General features: G+C 73.0%; 19 protein-coding genes. 9 read left to right on the forward strand and 10 right to left on the reverse strand.

What is annotated here, in order from left to right; translation table 11 throughout:
• Nucleotides 1-28: 28 nt before the first annotated feature.
• The gene (locus tag ACF1FZ_RS01435) at nt 29-916 is read left to right on the forward strand and encodes a hypothetical protein (protein ID WP_391771341.1); all 888 of its coding nucleotides are present in this window, start codon (nt 29-31) and stop codon (nt 914-916) included.
• 42 nt (nt 917-958) lie between these two features.
• On the opposite strand, the gene ACF1FZ_RS01440 is transcribed toward ACF1FZ_RS01435, so the two are convergent.
• Entirely contained in the window at nt 959-2,659 is a 1,701-nt protein-coding gene (locus ACF1FZ_RS01440; protein WP_391771790.1) for a DUF6350 family protein, read from the reverse strand.
• A gap of 149 nt (nt 2,660-2,808) precedes the next feature.
• Here ACF1FZ_RS01440 and ACF1FZ_RS01445 point away from each other — a divergent pair, with 149 nt between their 5' ends.
• Nucleotides 2,809-4,035, forward strand: coding sequence for a helix-turn-helix domain-containing protein (locus tag ACF1FZ_RS01445; RefSeq protein WP_391771342.1), 1,227 nt, complete (start codon nt 2,809-2,811; stop codon nt 4,033-4,035).
• An 86-nt stretch (nt 4,036-4,121) separates the two neighbouring features.
• Here the strand turns inward: ACF1FZ_RS01445 and sucD are convergent, their stop codons facing one another.
• The 6 genes from sucD to ACF1FZ_RS01475 all read right to left on the reverse strand — a co-directional run bounded on the left by sucD (nt 4,122) and on the right by ACF1FZ_RS01475 (nt 11,610).
• Nucleotides 4,122-5,006 carry a succinate--CoA ligase subunit alpha gene (sucD, locus tag ACF1FZ_RS01450; RefSeq protein ID WP_391771343.1) on the reverse strand — a complete coding sequence of 295 codons (885 nt, stop codon included), beginning with the start codon at nt 5,004-5,006 and terminating at the stop codon, nt 4,122-4,124.
• Nucleotides 5,007-5,027: 21 nt separating this feature from the next.
• Nucleotides 5,028-6,209: an ADP-forming succinate--CoA ligase subunit beta gene (gene sucC, locus ACF1FZ_RS01455; protein ID WP_104788409.1), complete on the reverse strand. Its 1,182-nt coding sequence runs from the start codon at nt 6,207-6,209 to the stop codon at nt 5,028-5,030.
• Nucleotides 6,210-6,525: 316 nt separating this feature from the next.
• Nucleotides 6,526-7,746 (reverse strand): VWA domain-containing protein, encoded by a 1,221-nt coding sequence (locus tag ACF1FZ_RS01460; protein WP_391771344.1) that lies wholly within the window; start codon nt 7,744-7,746, stop codon nt 6,526-6,528.
• Nucleotides 7,743-10,055 (reverse strand): DUF5682 family protein, encoded by a 2,313-nt coding sequence (locus tag ACF1FZ_RS01465; protein WP_391771345.1) that lies wholly within the window; start codon nt 10,053-10,055, stop codon nt 7,743-7,745. Before ACF1FZ_RS01465 ends, ACF1FZ_RS01460 begins: the two co-directional genes overlap by 4 nt.
• Complete coding sequence (locus tag ACF1FZ_RS01470) at nt 10,052-11,164, reverse strand: AAA family ATPase (protein ID WP_391771346.1); 1,113 nt, start codon at nt 11,162-11,164, stop codon at nt 10,052-10,054. The genes ACF1FZ_RS01465 and ACF1FZ_RS01470 overlap by 4 nt, the downstream gene beginning before the upstream one ends.
• Nucleotides 11,161-11,610: a hypothetical protein gene (locus ACF1FZ_RS01475; RefSeq protein ID WP_391771347.1), complete on the reverse strand. Its 450-nt coding sequence runs from the start codon at nt 11,608-11,610 to the stop codon at nt 11,161-11,163. Before ACF1FZ_RS01475 ends, ACF1FZ_RS01470 begins: the two co-directional genes overlap by 4 nt.
• A gap of 228 nt (nt 11,611-11,838) precedes the next feature.
• Between ACF1FZ_RS01475 and ACF1FZ_RS01480 the strand changes: the two genes are divergently transcribed.
• The gene (locus tag ACF1FZ_RS01480; RefSeq protein ID WP_391771348.1) at nt 11,839-13,209 is read left to right on the forward strand and encodes an SWIM zinc finger family protein; all 1,371 of its coding nucleotides are present in this window, start codon (nt 11,839-11,841) and stop codon (nt 13,207-13,209) included.
• A gap of 86 nt (nt 13,210-13,295) precedes the next feature.
• Nucleotides 13,296-14,924, forward strand: coding sequence for a DUF5691 domain-containing protein (locus tag ACF1FZ_RS01485; RefSeq protein WP_391771349.1), 1,629 nt, complete (start codon nt 13,296-13,298; stop codon nt 14,922-14,924).
• Between the two features lie 159 nt (nt 14,925-15,083).
• Here ACF1FZ_RS01485 and ACF1FZ_RS01490 read toward each other — a convergent pair whose 3' ends face one another.
• Nucleotides 15,084-15,497, reverse strand: coding sequence for a cobalamin B12-binding domain-containing protein (locus ACF1FZ_RS01490; RefSeq protein WP_391771791.1), 414 nt, complete (start codon nt 15,495-15,497; stop codon nt 15,084-15,086).
• Between the two features lie 343 nt (nt 15,498-15,840).
• Between ACF1FZ_RS01490 and ACF1FZ_RS01495 the strand changes: the two genes are divergently transcribed.
• Both ACF1FZ_RS01495 and ACF1FZ_RS01500 read left to right on the forward strand, forming a co-directional pair.
• A complete protein-coding gene (locus tag ACF1FZ_RS01495) occupies nt 15,841-16,725 on the forward strand; it encodes an esterase/lipase family protein (protein ID WP_391771350.1) in 885 nt (294 codons plus the stop codon).
• Between the two features lie 238 nt (nt 16,726-16,963).
• Nucleotides 16,964-18,586, forward strand: a complete 1,623-nt coding sequence (locus ACF1FZ_RS01500) for a peptidoglycan DD-metalloendopeptidase family protein (RefSeq protein ID WP_391771351.1) — start codon at nt 16,964-16,966, stop codon at nt 18,584-18,586.
• A gap of 35 nt (nt 18,587-18,621) precedes the next feature.
• On the opposite strand, the gene pcrA is transcribed toward ACF1FZ_RS01500, so the two are convergent.
• A complete protein-coding gene (gene pcrA / locus ACF1FZ_RS01505) occupies nt 18,622-21,057 on the reverse strand; it encodes a DNA helicase PcrA (RefSeq protein ID WP_391771352.1) in 2,436 nt (811 codons plus the stop codon).
• Nucleotides 21,058-21,506: 449 nt separating this feature from the next.
• On the opposite strand from pcrA, the gene ACF1FZ_RS01510 reads away from it, so the two are divergent.
• Nucleotides 21,507-22,679, forward strand: a complete 1,173-nt coding sequence (locus ACF1FZ_RS01510; RefSeq protein WP_391771353.1) for an NlpC/P60 family protein — start codon at nt 21,507-21,509, stop codon at nt 22,677-22,679.
• 58 nt (nt 22,680-22,737) lie between these two features.
• Here ACF1FZ_RS01510 and ACF1FZ_RS01515 read toward each other — a convergent pair whose 3' ends face one another.
• Nucleotides 22,738-23,091, reverse strand: a complete 354-nt coding sequence (locus ACF1FZ_RS01515) for a hypothetical protein (RefSeq protein ID WP_391771354.1) — start codon at nt 23,089-23,091, stop codon at nt 22,738-22,740.
• 353 nt (nt 23,092-23,444) lie between these two features.
• On the opposite strand from ACF1FZ_RS01515, the gene ACF1FZ_RS01520 reads away from it, so the two are divergent.
• Together ACF1FZ_RS01520 and ACF1FZ_RS01525 are read left to right on the forward strand one after the other, a co-directional pair.
• A complete protein-coding gene (locus ACF1FZ_RS01520) occupies nt 23,445-24,515 on the forward strand; it encodes an NlpC/P60 family protein (protein WP_391771355.1) in 1,071 nt (356 codons plus the stop codon).
• A 12-nt stretch (nt 24,516-24,527) separates the two neighbouring features.
• A complete protein-coding gene (locus ACF1FZ_RS01525) occupies nt 24,528-24,824 on the forward strand; it encodes a hypothetical protein (protein ID WP_391771356.1) in 297 nt (98 codons plus the stop codon).
• Nucleotides 24,825-24,842: the final 18 nt, after the last annotated feature.

Genomic DNA, 24,842 nt, shown 5'->3' on the forward strand with positions numbered 1-24,842 from the left:
ATGACGAGATGGGGAAGACGTTCACCACATGCCGGACCGCCTCCGCACCGCCCTTGGCCACCCGCTGCCCGAGCGGGCATCCACGCTGATGCGGGAACGCCAGTCCTCATCGCCGGACTCCCCGCCGGGCTCGGGCACCCCGTCGGGCCCGGGCTCCTCGTCCGGGTCGTCCGACGACAATCCGTTCGCGGCACCGCCCGAGGGCCGGCCCGACCAGCCCTGGCAGCCCCGCCATCCGTCCCAGGCACCGGGGAACCACGGCAACGGCGACAGTGGCGAAGGGCACTCCGACGACCGCCCGGCCTGGGGCAGCCAGTGGAGCGACCGGCAGCCGGGCCGCCAGAGCGGCGGCTTCGGCGGCCGTCCCGGCGGCGCCGGTGGACCGGGCGGCCAGGGCGGCGGTCCCGAGGGCAGTCCCGGCGGGCCGCGCTGGGACCCGGCCGACCCCGCCCAGCGACGCGCGCGCTATGCGGTGCTGGGCGGCATGTGGGCGTTCTTCTTCGCCCTCTTCGACTTCCCCGAGATCGCGATGCTCCTCGGCGCCCTCGCCGTGTACTGGTCGATCAGTGCGCTCCGGAGCGGGCCGCGCAGGCCCCAGGAGCCGGGGGCGGGGCCGGCGGCGGCCTCCGGCGCCGGCACCACGGACCGGAGCACCGCGCCCCCGCTCCCGGGGGCCGTGCCCGAAGCCGCCCCCGGAGCCGCGCGGAGCAGCGGCCGGCAGCAGACGACGGCGGCTGTCAGCGGCCTGGTGACAGCGCTGCTCGCCCTGACGATCGTGGCCACCGGCTACACGGTCCAGCTGGTCTACCGCGACTACTACACCTGTGTGAACGACGCACTCACCAAGACCGGCGCCCTCGCCTGCAACGAAAAGCTGCCCGGCCCGCTGGAGCCCTTCTTCGGTGTGAAGAAGTAAGCCCGCGGTGTGAAGAGGTAAGCCCCGTGCCGGGCCCGCCCACTACGGGGCACCGGCTTCCCGGCCCGGTTCCGGATGCTCCCCGGCGTCCGGAACCGGGCCGCTCGGCGTAAGGGGCCCGGAGCCGGGGGCTGGTGCCGGGGCCGTCGCGGGAGGCGCCCCCGGAGCACTCGCAGGAGCTGCCCCGGGGGCAGGGACGGAGTCGGGTGCGAGGGCCGGAGCCGTCGCCGGCTCAGGGGCAGGCACTGGAACCGGTGCGGAGGCCGGCGCCGGCCCGGGCGCCGGCGACCTCGGGTCCGTCTCCGACGGGAAGTCCGCCATCAGCCCGCCCGAATACTTCTTCAGCTTGGCCCAGCGCGCTTCCCTGGCCCCGTCCTCGTGCCACGGGTCGGGGGACATGAAGTCGTACGGTTCCGCGTCCCCGCTCGCTCCCCGCGCCCCCTCCTCCCCCGCCTGCTCCGGCTCCTCACCGGCCGGTTCCCACCGCCACCCCCACCGGTGGTCCCTCAGCCGCCACGCCCTGAGCAGCAACGCCGCCGGTACGCCGATGACCGCGGTCCACGCGAGAGCGGCCGGGCCCACCCACCACCACACGGGGCCGAACTCCGCCAGCGCCCCGGTGCCCAGCGGGCCCCCCGAGGCCGCCGCCAGCACGGCCGCGCCGGCCCCGCAGCCCACGGCCGCCGAGGCCGCCACCAGCGCCGTCCGGCCCTGGCCCCACGATTCCTCGCGCATCCCGTGCACCGGAGCCGCCCCCCGCGCCACGCACCGGGCGACGGCCAGGCCGGCCGTCACCGGCACCGCGACCGCCGCCCAGTTCGCCGCTGTCCCCGGGCCGTGCGAGGGCACCGCGGCGAGCAGCGGGAAGTCCGGCAGCGCGGGAGGGCCGGTGAACGCGAGCGGTGTGGCCATGGACGCCGTACCGAGGGCGAACCCCGGCCCGAGGCCGTAGGCCGCACCCCACGTCGCCGCGTTCGGCACGAGCGCCGTCGCCAGGAGGAGGACCGAGACCCGGCCGGCCCAGTCGTGCGACAGCCCCAGGAACGACTCCCGCGCCATCCCCGCGTGCCACACCAGCGCCACCGCGACCAGGAGCGCCCCGCCGGCGAGCAGCACGAGCACACCGACGACGGCCGACCGCAGGGCCACAGCGGCCCCGGACCGGAATCCGGAGCGGGCGGCCGCCTCCTGCAACCACAGCGGCGCCCCGACCAGCAGCGGGGTCAACGGCCGCCCCCGCGCCGCCCACACGCCCGCGGCGGCAGTGGCGGTCACCACGAGGGTGACGGGGAAGGCGATCGAGGCCCGGTCGGGGGGCAGTCCTCCGTCCCTCGCGTACGCCGCCGCGGCCAGCACCACCATCAGGTAGCCGGCGCTCACCGCGCAGGACACCCCGGCCGCCGGATGTCCCCCCGCAGCCTTCCCGCCGGCCTCGGCCGAGTCCCGGGCGGCCCGGTGCACCAGCCACATCGGCAGCACGGCGAGCAGCAGCGGGACGACCGCCACCGGTGCGGGGTGCCCGCCCACGGTGCCGGCTCTGACGAGTTCGGCGCCATGAGCGAGCAGCCAGAGGCCGGCCGCCGCACGAAGGGCTCCGCCCGGCCCGTCGCCGGGATACGGAGAACTGATCCACAGCCCCATGACCAGGACGGCGAGCGCGCCGAGCCCGAGCCCCGCCGCGAACGCCCCACGCACGAAGGCAGAGGCCAGTGCGGCGGACCTGCTCCGCTCGGCCGGCAACATCGGGCTGCGTTCCGTCACTTGGGTCACACGGTCATGCTGCCAACGACACGCGCTCATTCCCGGTAACGGACTAATAGCCGTTGTGTCGCTCAATATACGTTTATGTACTTTTTCACCCGGTGCAGTGCCATCGAGGACGGAGGTCTGGCATGACACGGAGCATCACCGGTCCGGCGCCCCCCGTCCCGTTGCCCTCCCCCAAGGAGCGCCGCAGACTGCGTGAGGCCAGGGCGCTGAGTGAGGAAGAGGTCGCGAGGGCCGTGGGTGTCACGGCCGCCACCGTCCGCTCCTGGGAGAGAGGGCGCACCAGCCCGCGGGGCCGCCGGCGCGCGGCCTACGCCAGGCTGCTCGGCTGTGCCCGACACCGCCCCCTCCCGCGTCCCGCCGCCGGGAGCCCTGCCCCCGCACCGGAAACGCCTGCCCGGCCTTCCCCTGACACCCCCCACACCCCCACGCCGGAGACTCCCCCTCCGGTCGGCTCCACGCCGGAAACGGCCGCACCGGAGAGGACTGCGCCCGAGGGGACCGGTCACTCCCCGCAGCCCCGGGAGGGATTCACGGCCGAGGAGGCGTTCGACGTCCTGTACCGCTGCACCGCACCCGGCCTCACCCGTCAGGTCTATCTGCTGACCGGCCGGCGAAAGCTTTCCCAGGAGGCGGTGGAGCACGCCTTCCGGACCGCTTGGCAGCGCTGGCCCGAGGTGGCCCGGGACCGCGACCCGGCGGGCTGGGTGCGGGCGGTGTCGTACGAGTACGCGATGTCTCCCTGGCACCGGCTGCGCCGTGACCACCGCCGGGCCGACCCGCTGCCCGAGGATCCGGCCCGGGGCGCCCTGCTCGACGCCCTGCTCGGCCTCCCGCCCTCGTACCGTCGCACACTGCTGCTCCACGACGGTGTGGGTCTGGGGCTGCCGGAGACGGCCGCGGAGACGGAGGCGAGTACGCCTGCCACGGCAAGCAGACTGGTGAACGCGCGGTCCGCCGTCGCCGAGCGGCTGCCCGGACCGGCGGCCCCCGGGGACGCCGGCGGCCGGTCCGCACCGCCGCTCCGCGAACGGCTCTGCGCACTCGCCCTCACGGAAGAGGTGCCCGCGCCGCCGCCGGCCCCCGTTGTCCGCGCGGGCGGCGAGCGCGTCGCGGCACTCTGGACGCGGGCGGTGCTCTGCTTCGGGGCGCTGCTCATCGGCGCGACCGCCTTCACGCTGTACACGGCCCCCACCCAGTACGTGCAGCCGCTGGCACCCGCCCGGCCCGTCGGCGGCGTCCCTCCGCCGGCCGGGCCGCAGAAGCTGGCACCGCAGGACCTGAAACTGCGGAAGTCGCTGCGGAGCGAGTTGGCCCACGGCCCGGAGCGCCTGGTTCCGCGGATTCCCTGACCGCACCCGCAACGGGAACGGCGCGGGCCCGCACCCCCTCGTCGAAGGGATACGGGCCCGCGCCGTTTCGCAGTGACGCGTGGCGGTCAGCCGCCGAGGATCTCGCGCGCCAGCTCGGCGGTCTCGGTCGGCGTCTTGCCGACCTTCACACCGGCGGCCTCGAGGGCCTCCTTCTTGGCAGCGGCGGTCCCGGAGGAGCCGGAGACGATGGCGCCGGCGTGGCCCATGGTCTTGCCCTCCGGAGCGGTGAAGCCCGCGACATAGCCGACGACCGGCTTCGTGACGTTCTTCGCGATGTAGTCGGCGGCGCGCTCCTCGGCGTCACCACCGATCTCACCGATCATCACGATGAGGTCGGTCTCGGGGTCCGCCTCGAACGCCGCGAGGGCGTCGATGTGCGTCGTGCCGATGACCGGGTCGCCACCGATACCGACGGCGGACGAGAAGCCGATGTCACGGAGCTCGTACATCATCTGGTAGGTCAGCGTGCCGGACTTGGACACGAGACCGATGCGGCCGGGCTTGGTGATGTCGCCCGGGATGATGCCGGCGTTGGACTGACCGGGGGTGATCAGGCCGGGGCAGTTCGGGCCGATGATCCGGGTCTTGTTGCCCTTCGAACCGGCGTACGCCCAGAAGGCTGCGGAGTCGTGGACCGCGATGCCCTCGGTGATCACGACGGCCAGCGGGATCTCGGCGTCGATCGCCTCGATGACGGCGGCCTTCGCGAAGGCCGGCGGCACGAAGAGGACGGACACGTCGGCGCCCGTCTTCTCCATCGCTTCCTTGACGGAGCCGAATACGGGTACCTCGGTGCCGTCGAAGTCGACGGAGGTGCCCGCCTTGCGCGGGTTCACGCCACCGACGATGTCGGTGCCGTCGGCCAGCATGAGCTTGGTGTGCTTCATGCCCGTGGCGCCGGTCATCCCCTGGACGATGACCTTGCTGTCCTTGGTGAGGAAGATAGCCATGGTGTTGGAGTCCCTCGTCCTTTACTTCGCAGCCGCGGCGAGCTCGGCGGCCTTGTCGGCCGCGCCGTCCATGGTGTCCACGCGCTGTACGAGCGGGTGGTTGGCGTCGGAGAGGATCTTGCGACCCAGCTCCGCGTTGTTGCCGTCGAGGCGCACGACCAGCGGCTTGGTGACGTCCTCGCCCTTGGACTTGAGCAGCTCCAGGGCCTGGACGATGCCGTTGGCGACCTCGTCGCAGGCGGTGATGCCACCGAAGACGTTGACGAACACGGACTTGACGTCCGCGTCGCCGAGGATGATCTCGAGGCCGTTCGCCATGACCTCCGCGGAGGCGCCACCACCGATGTCGAGGAAGTTGGCGGGCTTCACGTTGCCGTGCTTCTCACCCGCGTACGCGACGACGTCCAGGGTCGACATGACCAGACCGGCACCGTTACCGATGATGCCGACCTCGCCCTCGAGCTTGACGTAGTTGAGGTTCTTGGCCTTGGCGGCGGCCTCGAGCGGGTTGGCCGCGGCCTTGTCCTCGAGCGCCTCGTGGTCAGGCTGACGGAAGTCGGCGTTCTCGTCGAGAGACACCTTCCCGTCCAGCGCCAGGATGCGGCCGTCCTTGGTCTTCACCAGCGGGTTGACCTCGACGAGGAGCGCGTCCTCGGCGACGAAGGTGTCCCACAGGGTCACCATGGCCTCGGCGACACCCTCGGCCACCTCGGCCGGGAACTTCGCCTGGGCCACGATCTCACGGGCCTTCTCGATGTCCACGCCGTCGACGGCGTTGACCGGGACCTTCGCGAGGGCCTCGGGGGTCTTCTCCGCGACCTCCTCGATGTCCATGCCGCCCTGCACCGACGCCATGGCGAGGAAGGTGCGGTTGGTGCGGTCGAGGAGGTACGAGACGTAGTACTCCGCCTCGATCTCCGGGGACAGCTCGGCGATCATCACCTTGTGGACCGTGTGGCCCTTGATGTCCATGCCGAGAATGTCGGTCGCGCGGGCGACCGCCTCATCCGGGTCCGCCGCCAGCTTCACGCCGCCGGCCTTGCCCCGGCCGCCGACCTTCACCTGCGCCTTGACGACGGACTTGCCGCCCAGCCGCTCGGTCGCCTCGCGGGCTGCCTCAGGCGTGTCGATCACTTCACCGGCCAGCACCGGTACACCGTGCTTGGCGAAGAGGTCCCTCGCCTGGTACTCGAACAGGTCCACGCGCGTCCGTCCCTTTTAGTGGTCTCGCGGTTCGTTTTCTGCGTGGGCGTGCCGCGAGGGCAACGTGACTGCGCAGTCACTAGGGAGGCGCACACGGTGACCGGGTACGCGGCATGTCCATCCGGCAGGTTATCCCCGCGCCGCGCCGGACCCTAAATTGCACCTCACACCTGAGCGGTGATACCGGTCACAGACCGCGCTGGTGACCGGGGTGCGAAGGACGAAACGCACGGCCGCGGGCCGGGCGGGGCAGCCCGCGTCCGGGGCTCTCGGGGCCTGGGCCTCCGGGGCCGGGACCTCCGGCCGCGCCGTCAGGTCACCGGCCGGTGTCCGGTATCGGCAGGGGTCGTTTCTCGATCGCCGCGGCCATGACCTCGGGGAAGAGATCCGGAGTGCAGGCGAAGGCCGGGGCGCCGAGCGCCGCCAGCTCGGCGGCGTGCCGGTGGTCGTAGGAGGGAGCGCCCTCGTCGGAGAGCGCGAGCAGCGTCACGAACTGCACACCGGACGCCTTCATCGCGGCGGCCCGTTCCAGCATCTCGTCGCGGATCCCTCCCTCGTGGAGATCGCTGATGAGGACGACGACGGTGTCCGCCGGGCGGGTGATCCTGGACTGGCAGTAGGCGAGCGCGCGGTTGATGTCCGTGCCACCGCCGAGCTGCGTGCCGAACAGGACGTCGACCGGATCGTCGAGCTGGTCGGTGAGGTCGACGACAGCCGTGTCGAACACCACGAGCCGGGTCGCCAGGGTCCGCATCGAGGCGAGCACCGCGCCGAAGACCGAGGCGTGGACGACGGAGGCGGCCATGGAACCCGACTGGTCGACGCAGAGGATGACGTCCTTCTTCACGGACCGGTCCGTGCGCCCGTACCCGATGAAGCGCTCGGGTATCACCGTGCCGGCCCCTTCACGGCCGGGGAGGGGTACGTAGTTCCTGAGGCCGGCCCGGATCGTGCGGTCCCAGTCGATGTCGCGGTGACGTGGCCGGCCCGACCTGACCGAACGGTCGAGGGCCCCGGTGAGCGTCGCCCTCGTACGGGTGGCCAGCCGGCGCTCCAGGTCCTCGACGACCTTGCGTACGACGGCCCGGGCCGTTTCCCTCGTCGTCTCCGGCATGGCCCTGCCGAGCGAGAGCAGGGTGCCGACCAGATGGACGTCGGGTTCGACGGCCTCCAGCATCTCCGGCTCCAGGAGCAGGGCGGAGAGCCCGAGACGGTCGATCGCGTCACGCTGCATGACCTGGACGACGGAGGCCGGGAAGTACGTACGGATGTCACCGAGCCAGCGGGCCACCGACGGGGCGGATGCCCCGAGCCCCGCGGAGCGCTCGGTTCCGTCTCGGCCGCCCGGCTTCCTCCTCCCGTCGTACAGGGCGGTCAGCGCTTCGTCCATCGCCGCGTCACGTCCGGTGAGCGCGTGTCCGGTGCCCCCGGCGCCGTCCGCGCCGAGCACCATGCGCCAGCGCCGCAGCCGCTCGTCCTCGGCAGGAGCCGTGTCCCTCACCTTCTCCTCCTTCGTATCCGCCCGCTCCGTGGTCATCCGGCCGCCGCCCGCTCCGCCGGGGTGTCGAGGCCGAGCAGCAGCCTGACCACCGGAACCACGGCGTCCGCCCGCTCCTCGTCGAGTCCTTCACCGAAGCCGGGAGCGGCCGGCCCGTCCTCGCCGCGCGTCCCGGCGGTCCCCGTTCCACGGCGGACGAGCTCGCCCAACGTGCGTCGTACACCCGGCTCGTAGGCCGAGAACGTACGGCGCACCAGGGGCAGGACGCCGGCGAACGCGTCGGCCGGTATGCCCGTCAGCCAGGTGTCGACCAGCCCGAGGAGCCGCTCGTCGTGGACGAGCAGCAGGCCGCCGCCCGCCGCTCCTCCGATGAAGCCCTCGATCCAGGCCGCCGCGTCGGCCGGGGCGGTGCCGGGCGAGAGGGCCAGTCCCATCAGGCGCGCGGCCTCGCTCCCGGCCAGCCGCCCGTCGTCCAGGAGCAGTCGCGTGGCACGCCCCCGGATCGCACCGGCGACCGCGTCCCTGACGGACAGCTCGTGCAGGACCCCGGCCCACCGCTCGGGCAGCCCCTCCGCCCGGACGGCGCCGACGAGCAGCCCGATCGCGGTGTGCACACCGTCCACCCGGCGCTGCGCCTCACCGGCGGCATCCGCGTCGAGACCGGTGCAGGCGGACGGCAGGCCTACGCAGACGCGCTCGGCGAGACCGGCGGTCACCTCTTCCAGGGCCGCGGTGTCCGTGGACCGCACGTCCCCGTACCGCAGGGAGCGGGCCAGGGCGGGCAGCGCGTCGGCCAGGTGCCCGACGTCCGCGTCGAGGGCGGCCCGGTCGACGAGGGCCCTCATCACGACGGGCAGGGCCTCGGGCAGGCCGGCCAGGAGGCACTGCTCGGCCAGCGCGGTGACCCCGGCGAGCGACGACGCCGAGACGGCGTCCGACTCGGCCCGGGCGGTCGCGGCGCCCGACACGGTGGTGCCCCACACTCCGGCCTCGGCGGTCCGGACGTAGAGCTCGGGCTCCCAGTGCAGCCGCCAGCTCTCACGGAACGTGCCCGTGCTGCCCCGGCCCGCCGTGGGTTGGCCCCAGTGCACTCCGAGGAGCCGCAGCCGGTGCAGCAGCCTGCTGCGGGCCGCGTCGGTGTCCTTGCGCAGATCGAGCTCCAGTTCGCGCCTCTCCGCCTCGGGCCTGAGCCGCAGCGTGCGCTGCTGCTTGTCCAGATCACGCTGGAGGGGGACGGCCGGGGCGGTGTCCGGGACCTCACCGAGGACCTCGCCGACGACGAGCCGGTCCCGCACCAGGGCGAGCGGCACGTCGGACCCCCCGCACATGACGGCCCTGACCGCGTCGGTGGCTTCGTCCAGGCCGACCGCAGGGCGGCCGCGCAGGGCGGCCAGTGTCCCTGCCAGCCTGACCGCTTCGATGACATCGGCGCAGGACACGGCCCTGTCCGTGCCGCGCAGGAGGCCGGCCGCCTTCGTCATCCATCGCTCGACGGGCCGGTCGGGTGCGCCGAAGAGGTGCCCGTACCAGCCGGGGGACTCGATCCCCGCGCCGTATCCGCTGTACCGGGCGAGCCTGCGATGGGTCCAGGGCACCCAGGTCAGCTCCGCCTTCACCTTGGGCATCCCCTTGAGGAGCGCCCGGTCGGCGGCGACCGTCGTCCTCGCGGAGAGCGCGGGCACGTGCCACGCACCGCAGACCACGGCGATGCTGTCGCCGAACTCCTTACGGGCCGTGCGTATCCGGAGGCGCATGCAGGCCTCCCGGACGGCGTCCTGCGGATGTCCGCCGTCCCCGTACGCCTCGCGCAGCGCCGTCATCGCCTCGGCGAGCGCGGCGAACGGGGCGAGCGGGTCCGCCGGCCGCCCGTCCGCCGAGCGGTGTTCGACGACGTCCTCCCACCAGCGCTCGGGGTCGTCGTAGCCCGCGGCCCCGGCGAGGACCGCGAGGGGATCGACGGCCCGGACGTCCTTCGGTGCGTCCTCCCGCCGCTCCGCCAGCGCCAGTGAGTATGCGGCGGGCAGGTCGACGAAACGCACGGGGACCCCGTGCGCCGAGGCCCAGCGGATCGCCACCCACTCGGGCGAGAAGTCGGCCATCGGCCAGAAAGCGGCGCGCCCCGGGTCGTCCACGGCATGGGCGAGCAGCGCGACCGGCGGACGCATCCGGCTGTGCGAGGCCAGCGGCAGCAGCGCATCGCCCTCGGGCGGGCCTTCGACGAGCACGGCACCCGGCCGTGCGGATTCCAGGGCGGCCAGGACCGCACGGGCGGAGCCCGGGCCGTGGTGGCGCACCCCCAGCAGCAGCGGCCCTCCGGGAGCGGATGTGCCTCCGGCGCGGGGCGTCACTCGGCGACCTCGCGGCAGGCGCGGTAGAAGTCCTTCCAGCCCTCCCGCTCCCTGACGACGGTCTCCACGTACTCCTGCCAGACCACACGGTCGGCCGTGGGGTCGCGGACCACTGCCCCGTGGACGCCTGCCGCCACGTCCCCCGGCCGCAGGACCCCGTCGCCGAAGTGGGCGGCGAGCGCGAGGCCTCCGGTGACGACGGAGATGGCCTCGGCCGTGGACAGCGTCCCGGACGGCGACTTGAGTCTGGTGCGGCCGTCCGTGGTGATGCCGTCGCGCAGCTCGCGGAAGACCGTGACGACGCGCCGGATCTCGGCCATGCCGTCGGGCGCCGGGGGAAGGTCGAGCGAGCGTCCGATCTGGGCCACCCGCCGGGACACGATGTCCACCTCTGCCTCAGGTGTCGCGGGCAGCGGCAGCACGACGGTGTTGAAGCGGCGGCGCAGTGCGCCGGAGAGCTCGTTGACCCCGCGGTCGCGGTCGTTCGCCGTGGCGACGAGGTTGAATCCCCGCACCGCCTGGACCTCTTGTCCCAGCTCCGGGACGGGGAGCGTCTTCTCCGACAGGATCGTGATGAGCGCGTCCTGCACATCGGCGGGGATGCGGGTGAGTTCCTCGACGCGGGCGGTCATGCCCTCGGCCATGGCCCGCATGACGGGGCTCGGCACCAACGCGTCGCGGCTGGGCCCGTGGGCCAGCAACTGCGCGTAGTTCCACCCGTAGCGGACGGCTTCCTCGGGGGTCCCCGCTGTTCCCTGGACGAGCAGGGTCGAGTCCCCGCTGACGGCGGCGGCGAGGTGTTCGGACACCCACGTCTTGGCGGTCCCCGGGACGCCGAGGAGCAGCAGGGCCCGGTCGGTGGCGAGTGTGGTGACAGCGACTTCGACGAGGCGGCGCGGACCCACGTACTTCGGTGTGATCAACGTGCCGTCCGGGAGCGTCCCGCCGAGCAGATAGGTGGAGACAGCCCATGGTGAGAGCTTCCAACGGGCGGGCCTGGGGCGGTCGTCGGCGGCGGCGAGTGCCTTCAGCTCGTCGGCGAACGCATGCTCGGCGTGCGGCCTCAGGGCTTCGCCGCCGACTGCGTCGGTCTGTACGGACACGGTCATGGATCCCCCTCCGGATCGGTCGATCCGATGCGGTTTCCACCGTGCACCATGGCACTGACAATCGGTCCCGGCACAGGGCCGGGACCGTTCGGGGGCCAGGCACGAGGTCGGCCCGTGACGGGCGGGACCGCGACGCATCCGCCGCTCGTGAGGCGCTTCTCCCCCTTCGCCTCCTCGCTGGCCTCACCCCTGTACGCGATGGTGCGGGTGAGGTCCGCCGCACCCGCGTCCAGCACGACCGGCATGACCGCCGGCGGCGGCGTGATTCCGCGCAGGGCGACGGTCTTCTTCCAGGGAGGCGCGGGCGACTTGACCGACTCGGTCCGGGGTTCCATGGCCCCGCCCCCGTGGAACCGGATCTCGTCGACGCTCGTACCGGTGGCTTCGCGGGTCGCCTCGTACGTCTCCGTCCGTGGCCCTGTCGACGACTTCGCCGGAGCAGGCACCGGGGCCGGGCACGAGGGCGCGGACGGCCGATGCCGTCACGGCGGCGCTGACGGTGCGTCCGGCGCGGACGGTGCTCACGACGCGGTTCGTGGAAATCCCCCGGTCCCGTTCACCGGACTGTCCGCTTCGCGGGAAAGCGCACGGAAGTGAAGCGCTCAAGGCCTCACGGAACGGGCGGAACCGCCGGCCGAAGCCGATTGTCAGTGGCACGCCCTACCGTCGGGTCCATGGTGCTGTCCCAGGGGGAAGAACCCCGGCTCTCCGCCGACCAGGTGGCGCGCCGGGCGATGGAGCGGGTGCTGGACCTGTCTCCTGACCAGGAGTCACGCGTGAGGGCTCGCGCGCTCGGTTCGGAGGCCGGGTGGTCAGGTGCGGGCCGTGGTGGTGCGGGCGTCGCATGGGGTCTGTGCGCGGAGGGCACCGGCGCTCCGCACCGCACACTGGTCGACGCGGACGGGCCTGCGTACACGTGCAGTTGCCCTTCCGAGAGGCCGCCTTGCGCGCATGTCCTGGGACTGTTGCTCCTCGTCGCTTCCGGCGCCCCGGTGCTTGAGCGGGTCCAGGAGCCGCCCCCCTGGGCCGCGCAGTGGCTGGCGGACCGGCGCGGACGGGCAGCGGCCGGAGAGTCCGCGGCCCGCGCTGCGGCGGCCCGTCGCGCGGCCCGCAGAGCCGAGCGCGTCACCGGCGGGGCGCAGGAGCTCGAGCAGCGCCTGACCGATCTGCTGCGCGGCGGTCTCGCGGCGGCGGAGCTGCCGGGACACGGGCGGTGGGAGGAGACAGCGGCCCGCATGATCGACGCGCAGGCCCCCGGGCTCGCCCACCGGGTCCGGGAGATGGCGTCGGTCCCTGGGTCGGGGCCCGACTGGCCGGCGCGGCTGCTCGAGGAGTGCGCGCTCCTGCACCTGCTGGACTCGGCCTGGCTCGGGCGCGACCGGCTGCCCGGCCCGCTGGCGGCGACGGTCCGCACGCGGGTGGGGCTGACGGCACCGGCCGAAGGGCCGCCCGTCCGCGATCACTGGCTGGTTCTCGCGCAGTACGACATACCGGACGGCAGGATCGTCACCCGCCGCATCTGGTTGTACGGCCGGGAGTCGGAGCGCACCGTGCTGCTGCTGTCCTACGGCGCGCCCGGGCGTGCTCCTGCCCAGGCGCTGCCGGTGGGCGCGGTGATCGATGCCGAGGTGACGCCGTATCCGGGTGGCGGAAGGCTACGGGCGGAGTGGGGAACGCAGTTCGGCGACCCCGTCGTCATGAACGCGCCCCCGCCGGGTGGCACCACGGCCGAGGCCGTCGCCGCGTACGGGCACGCGCTGCGGGACGACCCCTGGCTCGACGCCTGGCCGGTCACGCTGCGCGATGTCGTACCCGCGCCGTCCGGGGACGGCTGGCACCTGGTCGCGGCGGCGGACGGTTCCGCCCTGCCGATCGCACCCTCCGCGCTGACCCGGTCAGGGCTGTGGAAGCTCGTGGCGCTCTCCGGCGGCGGCCCCCTGACGGTGTTCGGCGAGTGCGGTCACCGGGGTGTCGACCCGCTCGCCGCTTGGTGCCCGGAGGCTTCCGACGGCGCCGGGGCGGGCACGGCCGTGGCGCTCGCCTGACGTACCGCAGTCCCCCTCGGCCCGCCACAGCCCCACGACTCGCCGCACCACTGGAACCCGCGATCCCGGACCACCGGAGGGACCCGATGTCCACCACCGTCACCACGACCGGAGTACCCGCCGACGCCCCGTGGGAAGAGCTCGTCGCCTCTGCCCTGCTCGGCACCGACCGGCGGCCTCTCCGGTCGGAGGGTGGCGCCGCCGCCGGTCCGACGGCGCTGCTCGACGCGGCTGCGGTGCACACGCTGCGACGCCGGGCGGCCCTGCGGCCGGCCACCGGGACCGCCCTGCCCGAACCCGCGCCCGCCGACCCCCGGCCGCCGCTGCCCGCCGCTGCCCGCCGCCGGCTCGCCCAGTTGCTCGCCGGCCGCTCGGCTCCGTCCAGCGGCGGGCGCAGGGGGACGGCCCCTGATCTCACCGAGCTCATCCCCCAGTGGCTGGCCTCCGCCGGTGCTCACGGTTACCGGGCGCCCGCGGAGCTGTTGCCCGCCCTGCTCGACGCGGCGCGAGCGCGTACGGATCTGCGTCCGCACGTGCTGGCGTTCGCCGGGCCGCGAGGGCTCTGGCTGGCCGGGCTGAATCCTGAGTGGAGGTTCGCGCTGCGCACCACCTCACGCGGCGCGCAGCGGCCGGACACGGCGGATCCGGTGGCGGTGCGCCGGCTCTGGGACGAGGGCCTCTTCGCCGAGCGGGTCGCGCTGCTCGAGGCCGTGCGGGAGCGGGATCCCGGCGCGGCCCGTTCCCTGCTCGCCGCCACCTGGCCCACGGAGCGGGCCGAGGACCGGCTGATGTTCCTCGACTCGCTGCGGTCCGGCCTCTCCGGAGCCGACGAGGCGTTCCTGGAGGAGGCCCTCACGGACCGCAGCCGCAACGTCCGCTCCGTAGCCGCCGGGCTCCTGTCCGCGCTGCCCGATTCGGCGCTCGCCCGGCGGATGGCGGCCCGTGCCACGTCCTGCGTGAACCCCGACCGTACGGGGGGCGCCGTGTCCGTCGCCGTGGAGGCGCCGCACGAGTGCGACGCCGCGATGCAGCGCGACGGTGTGGTGCCGGTACCGCCCTCGGGGCGCGGCGAACGGTCCTGGTGGCTCGGCCAGCTGGTGGAGGCGACCCCCCTCGGTGTCTGGCGGGAGAGCTTCGGCGGCCGGACGGCGCAGGAGCTGGTGACGCTGCCGGTCGCCGACGGCTGGGCCGCCGAGCTGCACGCCGCCTGGTGCCGGGCCGCCGTGCGGCAGCAGGATCCCGACTGGGCACGGGCGCTGCTCGGCACCCCTTCGACGCCCCTGGCGAACGGCCCCGGGACGGTGTCGCTGGCGGAGCGGTCGAAGCTCCTCGCCACTCTGCCTTCCTCCGAGCGTGCGCTCTGGGTCGCCGGCTTCATCGCCGCGCACGGGCTGTCCGAGGCCTTCCAGCTGCTCGGTGCCTGTTCCGTGCCCTGGGACGGGCCGCTCGGCCGGTCCGTGGTCGACGCACTGGACATCGCCCGGGACGCGGGGAGCTACCCCTGGAGCTTCAGCGGGGTGATGGGCCTCGCCGAGCGCTGCCTCGACCCTGCCGAGGCGGACCGGCTCGCGGTGCTCACCACCACGCCGGACGAACCGGAGGACGCCTCACCGGGTGCGGGCGGCTACTGGTCGGAGGCGTTCCAGCGCCTGGTCTCCACCTTGCGCCTGCGCGCCGCCATGGAGGCGGAGCTGGCGCAGCCCTGCACCGGCTGACCGGACGGGAGGAGGACGGGCGCGGGGCACACCGGCCCGCCCCGCGACGGTTCCGCCCTTCCCGCGGGCCCTGCGTCCGGGCCGCGCTCCGGACCGGGGCGCTCGAGCCCGGTCCCGGCCGGGACCGGGCTCAGGCCGGCTGCCCCGGCCGGGACGGGCTCAGGCCTCCGCGGGCTGGCGGACGTGCGCGTTCACCCAGTCGACGATCGAGGCCGTCGTGGCGCCCGGGGTGAAGATCTCCGCGACACCCTGCTCCTTCAGCGGGGCGATGTCCGCCTCGGGGATGATGCCGCCGCCGAACACCTTGATGTCCGCCGCGTCCCGCTCCCTCAACAGCTCGATGACCTTGGCGAAGAGCGTGTTGTGCGCACCGGAGAGGATCGAGAGGCCGATGGCGTCGGCGTCCTCCTGGATCGCCGTGTCCACGATCTGCTCGGGGGTCTGGTGGAGCCCCGTGTAGATGACCTCCATGCCCGCGTCCCGCAGCGCCCGCGCGATCACCTTGGCCCCGCGGTCATGGCCGTCGAGGCCCGGCTTGGCCACCACCACACGGATCGGACCGGTCACACCCATCAATGCCTCCACACACGTTTCCCTTGCCCCGGGGGGGCCGGTGATGTGAACGAACGTTATCCACAGCATCCCGCACGGCGTCGTTTCGCGGTCGGCCGGGAGGGGGAAATCACACATGGGACATGTTCGCCGGCGGCGTTCTCCTTACCGGACGGCCCACGGGCCGCCCGGGGAACGCCGCCAGGGAGCCGCAACGAGGTCGCCGTACCATCGCGCCGTCAGCCGCACGGCACGGTGGTACGGCCCCCGGTCCGTCAGGGCCGCCGGTCGCCTCCGCAGCGACCCCCGTGAGGGCGTACGGGGCAGGAGCCGCCTCCCCCGCATGCCGTGCAGGAGGTCGGCCATGAAGGTCCTGCCCTTCCTACCCATGCTGCTGCGCAGGCCGCGCCCGGCCCGGCTTTCTTCGGCGCTGATCAGAGCCACCGCCCTGGAGCTGGCGATCCTCGCCGGACACGCGCTGATCTACCCGTCCGGCCTCACCCCGGAGCGCAGGGCCTCCACTCCCCCGCCCGGCACCGGAACCGGACCTGACGCCGCCCCCGGGAGGGTCACCCGTCCGGCGGACGTGAGCGCGCCGCCGACGACGGAGGGCGGCCGCCCGCCCGTCGTCCTCCTGCACGGCTTCATCGACAACCGCTCCGTGTTCGTCCTGCTCCGCCGCTCTCTGGCCCGGCACGGCTGGCGCCATCTGGAGTCGCTCAACTACTCGCCCCTGACCTGCGACATCCGCACCGCGGCCGAACTGCTCGACCGTCATGTGGAGGAAATCTGCGCCCGCACCGGGCACCGCGAGGTCGACATCGTCGGCCACAGCCTCGGCGGCCTGATCGCGCGGTACTACGTGCAGCGGCTCGGCGGGGACCGCCGGGTACGCACCCTCGTCACCCTCGGCACGCCGCACGGCGGCACGGCCGCCGCACCGCTGGCGGGCGCCCACCCCATCGTCCGCCAGATGCGCAGCGGCTCCTCCCTGATCGAGGAGTTGCGCCGCCCCGCCCCGGACTGCAGGACACGGTTCATCAGCTTCTGGAGCGAGTTGGACAGGGTGATGCTCCCTGTCGAGACGGCCTGTGTCGATCACCCCGACCTCGACGCGGTGAACGTACGCGTCAGCGGTATCGGCCACCTCGCCCTCCCGGTGCACCCCGCGGTCGCGGCCGCGATCCGTCAGGCCCTCGAGTCCGACGGTGAGGCGACGGGCGCCCCGGGAGCGGCCTCCGTCGCCTGATCTCACGCGCCACGCCCCCGCACACCCTCTGCCGATTAGAACGAATTTCGAACATAGGGCCAAGCCTGCTTCCTCCGTCCACCGAAAGACGGCCGATTGCCCGTTTCCTGTGGGGATGAAAGCCACCGAAGATTGTCGTCCTCCACTACCGCCGGGTACAGTCGCGGCCACTGCTCCCCCTGGGATCCCCCCACCGGACCCTGGAACAGGTCCTGCTGCCGAGGCGAGAGAGAAGTTGGTGAACGACCAGCACCCCCACGCCGGGTACGCCGGATACGACAGCCCTTCCACCGGCGGCTTCGACGCCGACCCGCTCTTCGGGAACCTGCCGGGTCAGCACGACGGCGGCCACGGGACGACGTACGGCGACGGCTACGCCCCGGCGTACGAAGGCGGTTACAGCGGTTACGACAGCGGCCGGTGGGACACCGGAGCGCATCAGCAGGCCTCGTACGACGCCTATGACACCCTGAACCACCCGCAGGCGCCGCAGGGTTACGACACCACCGGCACCTGGACGGCCGAGGCCGGGATCCCGGCCCAGACCACCGCCCCGGCACCGGACGCGACGGGCCAGTGGGACACCGCTGGCTGGGACTTGACCGGTCAGGCCGATCAGTGGACGGCGGGCGACACCGGCGCTTTCCCCACCACCACGTTCGACACGACGGCCTACGCGACCGGCACCTTCACCCTTCCAGCCTTCGAGGGCGCGGGGCACGAAAGCTACGCGGCCACGGACACCGGCGCCTATGACGCCACCGCCTGGAACACCGGCGCCCCACCCGAGAACGCCGCATACGCACCCGAACAGACGTCGCACCCCTCGTACGAACACCAGCCGGCGCCCTACGAGCCTTACGAATCAGCAGAGTTCGCCTCCCGCGAGGACGCCGGTCACGATCCACAGGACTCCCCCGGCTCCCCTCACCACGCCGGGTACACCGAGCCCAGTACCCCGCAGACGGACACGTACACGAACTCGCCCCAGGAAACGTACGACGAGCTCCCCGGGGCCGGCCTGACCGAGCCGATGCCGGACGTCGCCGCCGCGACCGCGGAATCCGCCTCCGTGCCGGCCGCCGCCCGCCCCACGAGCCGTTCCTCCGCCCCGCGCGGCGGAGGCCGGGGCAGGCGCCGCACCCCCGCGAAGCGTTCCGCGCTCCTCACCGTCGCCGTCCCCTCCGCCTGCGTCATGAGCGTCGCGGGCATCGCCGCCGCCTCGGTGAGCGTCGCCGGGGGCGAGGAGACCAAGGACGAGACCACGTCCATGGCAGCCGCCGACACGGTCCAGCCGGCCGTGGCCAACAGCAAGCTGGACACGCAGCTGGCCAACCTCAGTGCCGACGCCGAGAACTTCGCCGACCGCGCCAGCCGCACCCAGGAGCGCATCGACCTGAAGGAACGCCAGGCCGCCGAGAGGAAGAAGCGCGAGGAGGAGGCCGCGCGCCGCGAGGCCGCGCGCCCCAAGTTCGCGCTGCCCGTGGCGCAGCACGGTCTCAGTGCCGGCTACGGCCAGGCCGGTGTGAACTGGATGTCCGTGCACACGGGTATCGACTTCCCGGTCTCCTACGGCACCCCCGTGATGGCCGCGACCGACGGCACCGTCCGTACGCAGCTGAACAGCGCCTACGGGAACATGGTGATCGTCACCGCGGCCGACGGCACCGAGACGTGGTACTGCCACCTCAGCACCGCGAAGATCCGTTCCGGTTCGGTCAAGGCCGGTGACGTCATCGCCTACTCGGGGGATTCCGGCAACTCCACCGGCCCGCACCTGCACTTCGAGGTACGGCCCGGGGGCGGTTCGGCGATCGACCCGTCGGCGTGGTTCCGCAGCCACGGCCTCAACCCGAACTGACGCCGGCCGGCACGTGTGGTGCCGGCCGGCCCGGCTCAGAGCTTCTCGACCGGCGCGTAGCGCAGCAGCAGCTTCTTCGGCCGCTCGTCGCCGAAGTCGACCGTCGCCTTCGCCTGGTCGCCGAAGCCCTCGACCGCCGTCACCGTGCCCAGCCCGAACTGGTCGTGCGTGACCCGGTCCCCGGCCACCAGGGTGACCACCGGCTTGTCCGAGGTGCGCCGGGTCGCGAAACCCGACGGCCCGGACTTGGAGCGCGACGAGGACAGCGAGGACGTGATGCCTGACGTCGGTCCCGCCGCAGCAGCCATCGGCCCCTTGCGCTTCCACTCCAGGTGCTGGTCCGGGATCTCCTCCAGGAACCGCGACGGCGGGTTGTACGAGGGCTGGCCCCACGCACTCCGCATCGCCGCCCGGGTCAGATACAGGCGCTCACGGGCGCGCGTGATGCCCACGTAGGCGAGCCGGCGCTCCTCCTCCAGCTCCTTCACCTGCCCCAGCGCACGCATGTGCGGGAAGACGCCGTCCTCCATGCCGGTCAGGAAGACCACCGGGAATTCGAGGCCCTTGGCCGTGTGCAGGGTCATCAGCGTGATGACACCGGTGCCGTCCTCGTCCTCGTCGGGGATCTGGTCGGAGTCCGCGACGAGCGCGACCTTCTCCAGGAACTCGGCGAGTGTCCCCGTGCCCTCCCCCTCCGCGCGCTCCTGCTCGAACTCGAGGGCGACGGCGGCGAGTTCCTGGAGGTTCTCGATACGGGTCTCGTCCTGGGGGTCGGTGGAGGCCTGGAGTTCGGCGAGGTAGCCGGTCCGCTCCATGACCGCCTCCAGCACGACGGCCGGCCCCGCGCCGGACTCCACGATCGTGCGGAGCTCCTCCATGAGCGTGTTGAAGCGCTTCACGGCGTTGGCGGAACGGGCCGCCATGCCGTACGCCTCGTCGACGCGGCGCAGGGCCTGCGGGAAGGAGATCTTCTCGCGCATCGACAGGGCGTCGATCATCGCCTCGGCCCGGTCGCCGATGCCCCGCTTGGGCACGTTGAGGATGCGGCGCAGCGGAACCGTGTCCTCGGGGTTGGCGAGGACACGGAGGTAGGCCAGGACGTCCCTGACCTCCTTGCGCTCGTAGAAGCGCACTCCGCCCACGACCTTGTAGGGCAGCCCGACGCGGATGAAGATCTCTTCGAAGACACGGGACTGGGCGTTCGTGCGGTAGAAGACGGCCACGTCGCCCGCCTTGGCGTCCCCGGCGTCCGTCAGCCGGTCGATCTCGTCGGCGACGAACTGTGCCTCGTCGTGCTCGGTGTCGGCGACGTAGCCCGTGATCCGGGTCCCGGCGCCCGCGTTCGTCCAGAGGTTCTTGGGGCGGCGGCTCTCGTTGCGCTCGATGACGGCGTTGGCCGCAGAGAGGATCGTCTGTGTGGAGCGGTAGTTCTGCTCCAGCATGATCGTGGTCGCGTCCGGATAGTCCTCCTCGAACTGGAGGATGTTGCGGATGGTCGCGCCGCGGAAGGCGTAGATCGACTGGTCCGCGTCACCGACGACGCACAGCTCTCCGGGGGCCTCGGCCTCACCGGACGGCCCCACCAGCTCGCGCACCAGGGTGTACTGCGCGTGGTTGGTGTCCTGGTACTCGTCGACCAGGACGTGCCGGAAACGGCGGCGGTAGTGCTCGGCGACGTCGGGGAACGCCTGGAGCAGGTGCACCGCCGTCATGATGATGTCGTCGAAGTCCAGGGCGTTGGCCTCGCGCAGCCGCGCCTGGTAGAGCGCGTAGGCCTGCGCCAGCGTCTTCTCGAAGCCGTCCGCCGCCTGACCGGCGAACGTCTCCTCGTCGATCAGCTCGTTCTTCAGGTTCGAGACCTTGGCCGTGAACGACTTCGGCGGGTAGCGCTTCGGGTCGAGGTCCAGATCGCGGCAGACCAGCGCCATCAGCCGCTTCGAGTCGGCGGCGTCGTAGATGGAGAACGACGAGGTGAAGCCCAGGCGCTTCGACTCACGGCGCAGGATCCGCACGCAGGCACTGTGGAACGTCATGACCCACATGGCGTTGGCGCGCGGGCCGACGAGATCCTCGACGCGTTCCTTCATCTCGCCGGCGGCCTTGTTGGTGAAGGTGATCGCGAGGATCTGCCCCGGGTGCACCCCGCGCTCGGCCAGGAGATGGGCGATCCGGTGGGTGAGCACCCTGGTCTTGCCCGAACCCGCCCCGGCGACGATGAGCAGCGGGGACCCGGCGTGCACGACGGCGGCGCGCTGCTCGGTGTTCAGCCCGTCGAGCAGCGCGGCGGAGTCGATGACGGGGCGCGCGGCACCGTCGCGGTAATAGGCGTCACGCGGCGGAGGCGTGTCGAAGACGTCCCCGAAGAGGCCCTCCGGCACCTCTTCGGGTGCGTGCTCCTCGGGGGGCGGCGGGGGGCTGTCCTCCGCTTGCCGGAGGCCGGTCAGGAAACTGTCGTCAAAGAGGCTGCTCATCGCTTCACGAGTCTAGGCGGCCGGACCGACAACCCGGGCCGCATCGACGACATGGACCGGGGCCGTGCGCGTACCGAGACGGTCCACCCACGGTCCGTGAGGTTCCGGAGGCGCCTTCGGCCCCGCCGCCCACCGCCCCGGAAAGGTCACGAAAACGTATCGGGCATATCGAACATCAACCTTCACAGGGACACCACGGGTTGGCTAGCGTGCTCCGACAGGTGCCCCGTACCCCCTTGAGGCGAACCACGCCGCACGGGCACCCCCGCCGAATCCGCACTCCCCCGAAGGGAGCCAGGAACCGGGGACCCACACGCAGCACCGGGGTGAATCGGTCCGTCTCCACCGGACCGTAGGGCAGCCTTCCGTTCCGCCCGAACCCTCCCCCAGTGCCTGAACGGCCTGGGGGTACCCCCACCGCTGACCCGGCAGGCGGTCCACGGAAGGAGATGCCGGCCTTGGCATCGCATCGCAAGCCGCGCACCCGGGTGCGCACCACCACCCCCGCCGTCGGTCTCACGACGGCGGCGCTCGCCTCCGTCACCCTGCTCTCCACGCAGAGCGCGACGGCCGCCCCCGCCGAGCCCAGGCCCAGCATCGAGGAAGTGCGGAAGAAGGTCGACGCCCTCTACCGGCAGGCCGGTACCGCGACACAGCAGTACAACAGGGCGAAGACCGCGACGGCCGAGCAGCGTTCCGAGGTCGACGCGCTGCTGGAGGCCGCGGCGAAGCGGGCCGACCGGCTCAACGAGACGCGCCGGGAGCTGGGCGGCTACGCGGCCGCGCAGTACCGCAACGGATCGATCGCGCCGACGGCCACCTTCTTCCTCGCGGACGACCCGCAGTCGTACTTCGACCAGGACCAGCTGATGGCCCGGATGACCAGCCGGCAGCAGAAGGCGGTCGCCGACTTCCGTACGCAGCAGAAGGAGGCGGCGGCGAAGCGCGTCGAGGCGACGAAGAGCCTGGAGACGCTCACCGAGTCGCAGGCCGCCCTGCGGACCAGCAAGCAGCAGGTGCAGACGAAGCTCACCGAGGCCCGCTCCCTGCTGTCGGAGCTGACCGCCGAGGAGAAGGCGCGGCTCGCGGAGCTGGAGCGCGAGAAGGCGGCCGAGGCCGAGCGCAAGGCCGGGGAACTGGCCCGGCAGCAGGCCGCCGCCGTGAAGGAGCGGGCCGGCCGGGCCGCCAGGGAGGAGGCCGCGCGGGAGGAGGCGGGCACCGGCACCGGCACCGACGCGGAGACCGGCGGCACGGGCTCCGGCAGCGGTTACGCCACGAAGGCCGGGAAGGTGCTGGCCTTCGCGCGCGCCCAGATCGGCAAGCCGTACGTCTGGGGGGCGACGGGCCCGTCCTCGTACGACTGCTCCGGGCTCACCCAGGCCGCCTGGAGGGAGGCGGGCGTCGATCTGCCGCGCACCACCTGGGACCAGGTCGAGGCCGGCACCCGCGTGGCCACGGCGGATCTGCGGCCCGGAGACCTGGTCTTCTTCTACGACGACATCAGCCACGTCGGCATATACAAGGGCGACGGCATGATGATCCACGCACCGAAGCCGGGCGCGGACGTCCGCGAGGAGTCGATCTACTCCATGCCGGTCTACGGCAGTGTCCGCCCGGCCTGACCAGGACACGGGTCAGGGGCGGCCGCAGGGCCGCCCCTGATCCGTCGTGTCCGCCCGCTCAGGTCCAGAGCGTGGCGATGAAGACGTTGGCGACCGTCAGCCCGCCGACCGCGGCGAACGCGCCCTTGCCCGCCTTCTCCTCGTCCCGCTTCACATAGACGAGCGCCAGGATCACGATCAGGACCAGCAGCTTGATGCCGATCTTGATGTTGTTCACGCTCTGGTCGTCGGCCTGGTTGAGCCCGACCAGGGCGACACCCGTGACGAGCATGGTGAGCGCACCGTGCAGCATGGCCGGGACGAAACGGGCCGTGCCCGCCCCCATGGCCTTCATCTGGGTCAGGAAGCCGCCCAGCAGGGAGGCGATGCCGATGATGTGCAGGGCCACGAAGACATTGATGAGTACGTCCATGGCCGCAGCCTAACCGCGGCCATATCACCACTCTTCGGCCAGGTACGACTTACCGATGAGTGGACCTCGATTCTGCGCGAATTGCCGGACTCTGGTTGATTTTCCCGTTCATCGGACGGAAACGAAACAGCACATGCGGGCAATATCTGTCATTACGCCTCTTCCCCGCACGCCAGGTTTAGCGTCCCTCCCAGGCGACCGGCCCTGCACCACCGTTTTGTAGCGGGCGGTGCTCCGGCCGCCCCGTCAGGAATCCGGCGGCGGGCCGCTCCCCCCGTGACGGCCCGCCCCCGGACCCCGCCGGGCCCGTCGCATCCCCGGCGGGCAGTCGAACGGAAGGACCCACCACCCCCGTGGCCGCCCATCGAGAAGCCGCTCACCGCAAGCCCAAGCAGCGCCTGTTCACGGGGCCTGCTGCCCGCACCGCAGCCACCCTCGCCCTCGCCGGGGCGGCGACCGCGACGGCACTCGAGGGTGCCGCCCAGGCCGACCCCCGGCTCACCCCGGCCCAGGTCGGGGCCGAGGTCGACCGGCTCCACCACGACGCCGAGGTCGCCACCGAGAAGTACAACGGCGCGAAGGAGGCGGTCACCGCCTCCGAGAAGTCCCTCGACGCACTGCGCGACGAGGCGGCGCGCAGGACCGAGCGCCTCAACGCCGCGCGCGACGCCCTCGGCTCGTTCGCCACCGCCCAGTACCGCAGCGGCGGCATCGACCCCGCCATCCGGCTGGCCCTCTCCTCCGATCCCGACGAGTACCTGGAGCGCGCCTCCTACGAGGCCCGGGCGGGCGACCGCCAGGCCGGCGCGGTCAACGGCGTACGCCGGCAGGTCGGTCACATCGCCCAGCTGCGCGCCCGGGCCGAGGACGAGCTGGCGGTGCTCTCCTCCCGCCGGGCCGACCTGAAGAAGCACAAGGACGCGGTCCGCACCAAGCTCGCCGACGCCCGGAAGCTCCTGGCCACCCTGACCGCCGGCCAGCGCGCCGCCTACGAGCGCTCCGCCGGCGCCGCGCACGGCGGCGGCGCCGTCCGTGCGGGCCGGAGCGTCCCGCGCGGCTCCGTGGCCGCCCCCAACGCCCGTGCGGCCCAGGCCGTCGACTTCGCGTACGGGGCGTTGGGCAAGCCGTACGTATGGGGTGCCACCGGGCCCTTCTCCTTCGACTGCTCCGGGCTCACCCAGGCCGCCTGGCGGGCGGCGGGTGTGTCCCTGCCCCGCACGACGTACACCCAGATCAACGCCGGCCGGCGCGTCCCCCGCTCCGCACTCGCCCCGGGTGACCTGGTCTTCTTCTACTCCGGAGTCACCCACGTCGGGCTCTACATCGGCGGGGGCCAGATGATCCACGCACCGCGCCCGGGTGCAGCCGTCCGTATCGCGCCGATCACCGAAATGCCCTTCGCGGGAGCGACCCGGGTCGCCTAGGCTCCCGCGCCCATGGACAACGCCGTCCAGGACTACGCCCGTTCACCGACCCTCCGCTCCCCTGACCACTACCGGGGCGGCCCGTTCACCGTGCGGCACGGTCCGGGCCGGGAGCTGCAGTCCGCCGACTACGCCGCCCCCGGCCGGGGCGTCGGCGCCACGCTCTCCGCCTGGCTGACCCGCACCGCCTTCGAGCGCGGCTACGGCACCGTGTGGCCGGAGCCGGGCGCACCCGGCGTCGAGCGGGTCCACGCGCGCATCGGCTACCGCAGGACCGGCCGGAAGCTCACCATCTCGCTCGCCCCCTGAGCACCCGGCCCGCCTGAG

This window comes from Streptomyces sp. NPDC014623, from assembly GCF_043088245.1.
Taxonomy (GTDB): Bacteria; Actinomycetota; Actinomycetes; order Streptomycetales; family Streptomycetaceae; genus Streptomyces.

Coding starts and splice junctions, on each gene's coding strand:
- ACF1FZ_RS01440 (WP_391771790.1), bottom strand. CDS start 2,659: ATGTTGCCGGCCGAGCGGAGCAGGTCCGCCGCACTGGCCTCTGCCTTC.
- ACF1FZ_RS01495 (WP_391771350.1), top strand. CDS start 15,841: ATGAAGGTCCTGCCCTTCCTACCCATGCTGCTGCGCAGGCCGCGCCCG.
- sucD (WP_391771343.1), bottom strand. CDS start 5,006: ATGGCTATCTTCCTCACCAAGGACAGCAAGGTCATCGTCCAGGGGATG.
- ACF1FZ_RS01510 (WP_391771353.1), top strand. CDS start 21,507: ATGCCGGCCTTGGCATCGCATCGCAAGCCGCGCACCCGGGTGCGCACC.
- ACF1FZ_RS01470 (WP_391771346.1), bottom strand. CDS start 11,164: ATGACCGTGTCCGTACAGACCGACGCAGTCGGCGGCGAAGCCCTGAGG.
- ACF1FZ_RS01460 (WP_391771344.1), bottom strand. CDS start 7,746: ATGACCACGGAGCGGGCGGATACGAAGGAGGAGAAGGTGAGGGACACG.
- ACF1FZ_RS01515 (WP_391771354.1), bottom strand. CDS start 23,091: ATGGACGTACTCATCAATGTCTTCGTGGCCCTGCACATCATCGGCATC.
- pcrA (WP_391771352.1), bottom strand. CDS start 21,057: ATGAGCAGCCTCTTTGACGACAGTTTCCTGACCGGCCTCCGGCAAGCG.
- ACF1FZ_RS01525 (WP_391771356.1), top strand. CDS start 24,528: ATGGACAACGCCGTCCAGGACTACGCCCGTTCACCGACCCTCCGCTCC.
- ACF1FZ_RS01445 (WP_391771342.1), top strand. CDS start 2,809: ATGACACGGAGCATCACCGGTCCGGCGCCCCCCGTCCCGTTGCCCTCC.
- ACF1FZ_RS01480 (WP_391771348.1), top strand. CDS start 11,839: ATGGTGCTGTCCCAGGGGGAAGAACCCCGGCTCTCCGCCGACCAGGTG.
- ACF1FZ_RS01485 (WP_391771349.1), top strand. CDS start 13,296: ATGTCCACCACCGTCACCACGACCGGAGTACCCGCCGACGCCCCGTGG.
- ACF1FZ_RS01490 (WP_391771791.1), bottom strand. CDS start 15,497: ATGGGTGTGACCGGTCCGATCCGTGTGGTGGTGGCCAAGCCGGGCCTC.
- ACF1FZ_RS01435 (WP_391771341.1), top strand. CDS start 29: ATGCCGGACCGCCTCCGCACCGCCCTTGGCCACCCGCTGCCCGAGCGG.